The organism is Flavobacterium sp. (assembly GCF_039930565.1).
Classification (GTDB): Bacteria; Bacteroidota; Bacteroidia; order Flavobacteriales; family Flavobacteriaceae; genus Flavobacterium.
Genome location: NZ_JBDTTP010000050.1, coordinates 25,397 through 32,770 on the forward strand (window position 1 = coordinate 25,397; position 7,374 = coordinate 32,770).

At 32.5% G+C, this 7,374-nt stretch carries 7 protein-coding genes; 5 read left to right on the plus strand and 2 right to left on the minus strand.

Features of this window, described 5'->3' with window-relative positions:
• Positions 1–77 precede the first annotated feature (77 nt).
• Positions 78–1,730, plus strand: a complete 1,653-nt coding sequence (locus tag ABI657_RS12910) for a M1 family metallopeptidase (protein ID WP_348097680.1) — start codon at positions 78–80, stop codon at positions 1,728–1,730.
• Between the two features lie 73 nt (positions 1,731–1,803).
• Here ABI657_RS12910 and tpiA read toward each other — a convergent pair whose 3' ends face one another.
• The gene (gene tpiA / locus ABI657_RS12915; protein ID WP_348097681.1) at positions 1,804–2,556 is read right to left on the minus strand and encodes a triose-phosphate isomerase; all 753 of its coding nucleotides are present in this window, start codon (positions 2,554–2,556) and stop codon (positions 1,804–1,806) included.
• 60 nt (positions 2,557–2,616) lie between these two features.
• A complete protein-coding gene (locus ABI657_RS12920) occupies positions 2,617–3,111 on the minus strand; it encodes a TlpA disulfide reductase family protein (RefSeq protein ID WP_348097682.1) in 495 nt (164 codons plus the stop codon).
• Between the two features lie 340 nt (positions 3,112–3,451).
• On the opposite strand from ABI657_RS12920, the gene ABI657_RS12925 reads away from it, so the two are divergent.
• The 4 genes from ABI657_RS12925 (at position 3,452) to ABI657_RS12940 (ending at position 7,078) form a co-directional block, all read left to right on the plus strand.
• Positions 3,452–4,870: an adenosine deaminase gene (locus ABI657_RS12925; protein ID WP_348097683.1), complete on the plus strand. Its 1,419-nt coding sequence runs from the start codon at positions 3,452–3,454 to the stop codon at positions 4,868–4,870.
• Between the two features lie 4 nt (positions 4,871–4,874).
• Entirely contained in the window at positions 4,875–5,177 is a 303-nt protein-coding gene (locus ABI657_RS12930; protein ID WP_348097684.1) for an antibiotic biosynthesis monooxygenase, read from the plus strand.
• Positions 5,178–5,186: 9 nt separating this feature from the next.
• Entirely contained in the window at positions 5,187–5,660 is a 474-nt protein-coding gene (rlmH, locus tag ABI657_RS12935; RefSeq protein WP_348097685.1) for a 23S rRNA (pseudouridine(1915)-N(3))-methyltransferase RlmH, read from the plus strand.
• Between the two features lie 98 nt (positions 5,661–5,758).
• Positions 5,759–7,078, plus strand: coding sequence for an MFS transporter (locus ABI657_RS12940; protein ID WP_348097686.1), 1,320 nt, complete (start codon positions 5,759–5,761; stop codon positions 7,076–7,078).
• Positions 7,079–7,374 lie beyond the last annotated feature (296 nt).

Below are 7,374 nucleotides of genomic sequence, written 5' to 3' on the forward strand. Positions count from 1 at the left end.
AAAAATTGATACGATTGTTTACTTTTGTTGGAGATTGGTCTTGTTTTAAAAGACTGTTATATATAATTAGTAAATTAATGAAAAAACATCTTATCGCTTTTACACTCTTTTTAATTTGTGTTATAGCTAATGCACAAGGACTTCTTAATAAATCTGCAACAGTTTTTACACTTCAGGACACATTACGTGGTAGTATTACGAAGGAAAGAATTTGGTGGGATTTAAAATATTATCATTTGGATGTAAAAGTAAATCCTTCTGACAAAACCATTACTGGTACTAATAAAATCCGTTATACTGTTCTTAATCAATACAATATAATGCAAATTGACCTGCAGGAACCTATGCAGATATATAAAGTAACACAGGAGGGGGAAAACCTGAAATTTAAAAGAAACGGAAATGTATTTTTTATTGATTTGGAAGCAGCTCAGAAAATTGGGGAAACAAAAGAGATTGTGATTTCGTTTGGAGGTAAACCTAAAGAAGCACTCAGACCGCCATGGGATGGTGGAATAACCTGGAAAAAAGATAAAAACGGAAACGATTTCATAGCTTCAACCTGTCAAGGTTTAGGAGCAAGTGTCTGGTGGCCATGTAAAGATCATATGTATGATGAAGTCGAAAATATGCTAATCAGCGTAAATGTTCCCGGACATTTGACTGATGTTTCAAATGGAAGATTGCAGAGTATTAAAAAAGAAAAGGACGGAACCAAAACCTTTAATTGGTATGTGGCCAATCCAATCAACAATTATGGTGTGAATATTAATGTTGGTGATTATGTTAATTTTTCGGAGAAATACAAGGGCGAAAAAGGTGATTTAGATTGCAGTTATTATGTTCTGAGAGATAATCTTGCAGTTGCTAAAGAACATTTTAAAGAAGTACCCAAAATGCTTAAAGCATTTGAAAACTGGTTTGGACCTTATCCATTTTACGAAGATAGTTATAAATTGGTTGAAGCTCCTTATTTAGGAATGGAACATCAAAGCAGTGTAACTTACGGAAATCAGTATAAAAATGGATATTTAGGCAAGGATTTAAGTGGAACAGGCTGGGGTTTAAAATTTGATTTTATTATTGTTCACGAATCTGGTCACGAGTGGTTTGCCAATAATATTACTTACAAGGATATAGCCGATATGTGGATTCACGAAAGTTTTACCAATTACTCGGAAAGCCTTTTTGTTGAATATTATTATGGAAAAGAAGCAGGAGCAGAATATGTAAGAGGCTGCCGTAAGCAAATTGATAATGACAAAACAATTATTGGATATTATGATGTAAATATTGAAGGTTCGGGTGATATGTACCCAAAAGGAGCCAATATGCTGCACACCATCCGTCAGATTTTGAATGATGATGCAAAATGGAAGTCGGTTTTGAGAGGTTTAAACAAAACTTTTTATCATCAAACTGTAACTACAAAACAAATTGAGGACTATATGAGTACTGAAACAGGTATTGATTTGAGTAAAGTTTTTAATCAATATTTACGAACAACCCAGATTCCAACGCTTGAATATTTTTTTAAAGACGGACGTTTTGAATATCGCTGGGCAAATTGTGTAGCTAATTTTGATATGCCCTTAAAAGTGAAGTTAAACGATGTAGATACAGTATTGAAGCCAACCCAGGAATGGAAAAAGCAAAAAATAACTACGGTGAATCCGATATTAGAAGTCGATAAAGATTTTTATGTAGCAACTTACAATATATCACAGTAATTTGAGATTATTACAATAAAAAACCCGACATGTTATTTTCATGTCGGGTTTAATTTTTTATATCTGATTTAAATTAGATAGCCGTAACAATCGCAAGAAAATCATCTGCTTTTAAGGCAGCTCCTCCAATTAAACCTCCATCTACATCTGGTTTAGAGAAAATTTCTTTAGCATTATCAGGTTTTACAGAACCACCATATAAAATTGAAACTTCATCAGCAATATCATTTCCAAAAGCTTTACGAACAGTTTCCCTGATGAATTCATGCATTTCCTGAGCTTGCTCCGGAGAAGCTGTTTCACCAGTTCCAATTGCCCAAACCGGCTCATAAGCCAAAACTACATTTGCCCATGATTCTTTTGAAATATGAAACAATCCGTCACGCAATTGATTTTCAACAATATTAAAATGATTATCAGATTGACGGTCTTTTAATTCTTCACCAAAACAAAAAATTACTGTCATTTCATGTTTTAAGGCTGTATCCACTTTATTAGCAATTAAAGCATCAGTTTCGTTAAAAATAGCTCTTCGTTCTGAATGCCCTAAAATTACCGTATTTACGCCAACACTTTTCAGCATATCTGCAGAAATTTCTCCTGTAAAAGCGCCACCTTCTGCCTGATGGACATTTTGTGCCGAAACACTAATTGGCGTATTTTTTAATTTGGCAACAGCAGCAGCTAAATTGATAAATGTTGGTGCTACAATTACCTGAGCATTAGTTTTTGCAGGTATTTTTGTAATTAATTCATTTAATAATTCTTCGGTTTGTTCAGCATTTTTATGCATTTTCCAATTTCCTGCAACAATTTGTTTTCTCATTTTTGATAGTTATTATTTTTTTGGTTTTTGTAATTTTTATTTAAGAAATCAGAACCAGATCTATTTCAGGTTACTCAAAGTTTTATTGATTTTGTCAAAGTCGGTTTCAATAGCACGGTACAAAACTATTTTTCCGGTTTTGTCAACAATGATGTATCTTGGAATCCAGTCTAAATCAATTGCTTTTCCGAAAACACCTTTCATTCCGTCATTCATCATGAAGTGGTCACCTTTTAATTGGTGTTTTTCGATTCCTGTTTTCCATTTGTCCGCCGTTTTATCAGCTGAGATGAACATATAAGTAACATCAGGATTTTTTACCTGCAATTCTTTCAATTTTGGCATTGCTTTGACACAATCACCACACCAGGATGCCCAAACTTCAATTACCAGAGTCTTTCCCTTGTGTTTTTCTAAAATATCTTTAAATGTAACCTGACTTCCATCTACTGATAATAATGTCTGCGCTAAAGCTTCTTCCGAAAAATTGCTTTTTTGAGCTTTTGTACACGAAAATGTAGCAAAAGCAATAAGTAATATGATTAATTGTTTCATTTTTATATCTTTTGAACAAAGTTAAACAAACAAATTGAAACAAAAATGCAGAATAGTAAAATTCGGAAAAGCCATTATTTTATTCCCAAAAATGGCAATCTTTTTAAATAATCAAAAAATGAAATCGTAATAGTTTCAAATGGATTTTTAATTTTTTAATAATTCCTTAAAATCGGGAATAATAAAAACTATTAATTTGGTTTTTTTAGTACAAATAATAAACGCTAAAATTCCTTTCAGAAGATTATATGATAGTTTAACGATTATAATAGTCAATTTTTAGAGGAATTTCAAAAGTCATCTAAAATAACTACATTTGCATGTAATTTAAACTTAGACTATGACGAGGATAATTACATTTTTCTGTATTTTTATAGCGCAAATCAGCTTTTCTCAATCTGCTGAAAGTTATTTAGAAAAAAACAGAAATAACGAAGCGCTCTTAACCGCTTTTTTTCAGCAGATGCCAAAAGGAGGCGATTTACACCATCATTTTTCCGGATCTATTTATACAGAACCTCTTTTGGAAAGAGCCATTGCAGAAGATTTTTATCTGAATTTGGTAACCATGCAAGTATCAAAAAACAAACCTTCAAATGGCAATTGGGAAACTTTTTCTTCTCTTAAAAATAAAGGACAGCTTGCATTCTATGAGCAGCAAGTCATGCAAACCTGGTCTGCTAAAGATTACAACGGAGTTTCAGTTCCTTCTGATGATTTATTTTTTGATTCCTTCGATAAATTTTTTCCTGTAATTGATGGGCATTTTGCAGAAGGTCTCATAGAATTAAAAAAACGGGCACTTTCAGAAAATGTGAGTTATATCGAAACACAATTTTCGATAATTCCGTGTGATATGAAATTGGATGATTTGTCTGATTTTAATTCGAAACTTCGTCAGGCAGCCAGTCAAAAAGACGAGAAGGCCGTTTTAAAACTTTTAGATAATCTCTATCAATCGATTCAACAGAAAGACGCTAAAAAATATGCAGCAGATTTTAATACCAATTTCATAGCCAAATTGCATAAAGACTTAAAAATGGATGACGGGCGTTTTACAATGCGATATCAGAATTTTGTACTGCGTTTTATGGAACCTGTTGATTTGTTTAAAAATCTGGTTATTGCTTTTATTTCTGCCAACGAAAGTAAATTGGTTGCAGGTGTAAACATTGTTTCCCCGGAACATGGCGAAAATTCAATGAAGGATTATTGGCTGCACATGGTCATGTTCAAATACTGCCATTCAAAATACGCAGATGTAAAATACACGCTTCATGCAGGCGAATTGACTTTAGGATTGGTCCAGCCTGAAGATTTAACGTGGCATATCAATTCAGCAATATACACAGCAGGAGCCAATAGGATAGGGCACGGAGTTGATATTGCTTATGAAGAGAACTCTTATGAGTTACTGCGTTATATGGCAAAGAACAATATTCCGATTGAGATTAATTTAGCCAGTAACGAATTCATTTTGAAAGTAAAAGAAGGCAGACATCCTTTTACACTTTACAAAGAATTTAATGTACCAATCGTAATCAGTACTGATGATGCAGGAATTTTAAGAACCAATATGACAGAGCAATATGTTTTACTGGCCAAAAGATATCCTGATGTTTCGTATTCAACAATAAAACAATATGTTTACAACAGCATAAATTACAGTTTTATTCAGGATACAGCTGTAAAAAAGCAATTATTGAAAGATTTGGATGCCAGATTTAAAACTTTTGAGAATCAATTTTCTAAAAATTAAAAGTATGATTCTTGAAGCTGTATTTCTTTATATAAAACCACATCTGAAAATTCAATTTGAAAATGATTTTGTACTTGCAAGCCAATACATTTCCTCTATTAATGGCTATTTAGGACATCGTTTAGAGAAATGTGTTGAAATAGAAAACAAATATCTTTTGTTGGTCGATTGGAACACTCTTGAAGATCATACAGTAGGTTTTAGAACTTCTGAAGCCTATTTCGAATGGAAAAAGATGTTGCACAATTATTATGAGCCATTTCCCATTGTCGAACATTTTGAAACTGTTTTTGAAAACAAGATATAATTTATTTACATGAATATTAAACTTATTGCATTAGGTAAAACCGACAATAAATCACTCCAAACCTTAATTGACGATTACACCAAACGCTTGTCATTTTATGTCAAATTTGATTTGGAAATAATTCCGGATATTAAAAACGTCAAAAACTTATCTGAAAGCCAGCAAAAAGAAAAAGAAGGGGAGTTGATTCTTTCAAAAATAACGCCAGCCGATCAGTTGATTTTATTAGATGAAAATGGAAAGAACTTTTCAAGCGTTGGCTTTTCTGAAGAATTGCAGAAAAAGATGAACTCCGGAATCAAAACACTTGTTTTTGTCATTGGCGGGCCTTATGGATTTTCAGAAACAGTCTACAGCAAGGCGCAAGGTAAAATATCTCTTTCGTTGATGACATTTTCCCATCAGATGGTTCGTTTATTTTTTATAGAGCAATTATATCGTGGCTTTACTATTTTGAGGAATGAGCCTTATCATCATCAATAAGAGAATTTAAATGCAAACCAAATCATTGATTATTTATTAATGAAAGATTCTTACTATTATAAGAAAAAATAAATAAATTAGCCGTCAAAACCAAAACCATGACAAACCTACCAAAAGGAAGTAAAAAATTATTGAATGCCTGGGCTTTTTATGATTGGGCGAATTCAGTTTACACCCTGACAATTGCTTCTGCCGTATTTCCTATATTTTATGAAGCCTTATTTTCTGAACGAAGCCATTATATTTCCATTTTAGGAATAGAACTTAAAAATTCGGCCCTTATTAGTTTCGTTACCGCATTTGCCTTTGTATTTGTAGCTTTTTTTTCGCCTCTTCTATCCGGTATTGCGGATTATGTTGGGAATAAAAAATCGTTCATGAAGTTTTTCTGTTATGTTGGGGCTTTATCCTGCATGGGATTATATTGGTTTAATCTTGAAAACATTTACATCGGATTATTGTTTTACTTTCTTGGCCTTATTGGATATTGGGGAAGTTTGGTATTCTATAATTCGTATTTGCCGGATATCGCTTTTCCTGAGCAGCAAGATAAAATCAGTGCCAAAGGATATTCGTTGGGATATATTGGAAGTGTTATTTTGCTGATTATCAATCTGGCGATGATTATGAAGCCAAAAGTTTTTGGAATCACAGGAACAGATGGAGAAGCAGCTATGAAAGCAATGAGATATTCATTTGTAATGGTAGGTGTGTGGTGGATCTTATTCAGTCAGTACAGTTACTATTTTTTACCAAAAGGAAGTAAGGAAACCAATCAAAAATTATCGAAACAAGTTGTCTTTAATGGTTTTAAGGAATTAAAAAAGGTTTGGGCTATATTAAAAGATAATATTCCTTTAAAAAGATATTTAGGTGGATTTTTCGTATCAAGTATGGCAGTTCAGACTGTAATGTTAGTAGCTACTTATTTTGGCGCTCAGGAAATTGCGTGGGCATCTAAAGAAGAAAGTACTACTGGTTTGATTATCTGTATTTTAATAATACAGTTGGTTGCTGTAGTTGGAGCTGTTTTAACGTCAAGAGCTTCTGCAAAATTTGGTAATATTCCAACTTTAATCGTAATCAATACTATTTGGGCAGTCTTTTGTGCATTAGCCTTTTTTATTACTTTACCCATACATTTTTATGTAATGGCAACAATCGCCGGATTTGTGATGGGCGGAATTCAGGCTTTATCGAGATCGACTTATTCGAAATTATTGCCTGAAACTGAAGACACAGCTTCTTTTTTCAGTTTTTATGATGTTGCCGAAAAAATAGGGATCGTTATTGGAATGTGCCTTTACGGAATTATAGATCAAATTACCGGAAGTCCTCGTTTGGCGATTGTGTTTTTAGGAATCTTTTTTGTGATTGCTATTTTCCTTTTAAGAAGAGTGCCTAAAAATGATTTGTAAGCTTCTAAAAATATTTTAACCACAAATTGCACAAATTTCCACAAATTAATTGGCACTAATTTGAGTAATTTGTGGTTAATAATAAGTAGGGCATCCTTTTAGTCTGCTAAAACTAAATATGGAATTCAAGCCCATAATGATTTATTTTAAATTTAATAACAATTGATCTTTAATGAAGAGTGAATATTTCCTTGATAAGGAATATAATAATATTATTTACGATAGTGATGGGGCAAATTTTAAGGATTTTGAATGTTGTATTTTTAATAATTGTAATTTTTCTGCCTGTACTTTTG

What these genes read in the sequence shown, in the direction of transcription:
- ABI657_RS12910 (WP_348097680.1), top strand. Translation starts at nt 78, where the DNA reads ATGAAAAAACATCTTATCGCTTTTACACTCTTTTTAATTTGTGTTATA.
- ABI657_RS12920 (WP_348097682.1), bottom strand. Translation starts at nt 3,111, where the DNA reads ATGAAACAATTAATCATATTACTTATTGCTTTTGCTACATTTTCGTGT.
- ABI657_RS12940 (WP_348097686.1), top strand. Translation starts at nt 5,759, where the DNA reads ATGACAAACCTACCAAAAGGAAGTAAAAAATTATTGAATGCCTGGGCT.
- ABI657_RS12930 (WP_348097684.1), top strand. Translation starts at nt 4,875, where the DNA reads ATGATTCTTGAAGCTGTATTTCTTTATATAAAACCACATCTGAAAATT.
- tpiA (WP_348097681.1), bottom strand. Translation starts at nt 2,556, where the DNA reads ATGAGAAAACAAATTGTTGCAGGAAATTGGAAAATGCATAAAAATGCT.
- rlmH (WP_348097685.1), top strand. Translation starts at nt 5,187, where the DNA reads ATGAATATTAAACTTATTGCATTAGGTAAAACCGACAATAAATCACTC.
- ABI657_RS12925 (WP_348097683.1), top strand. Translation starts at nt 3,452, where the DNA reads ATGACGAGGATAATTACATTTTTCTGTATTTTTATAGCGCAAATCAGC.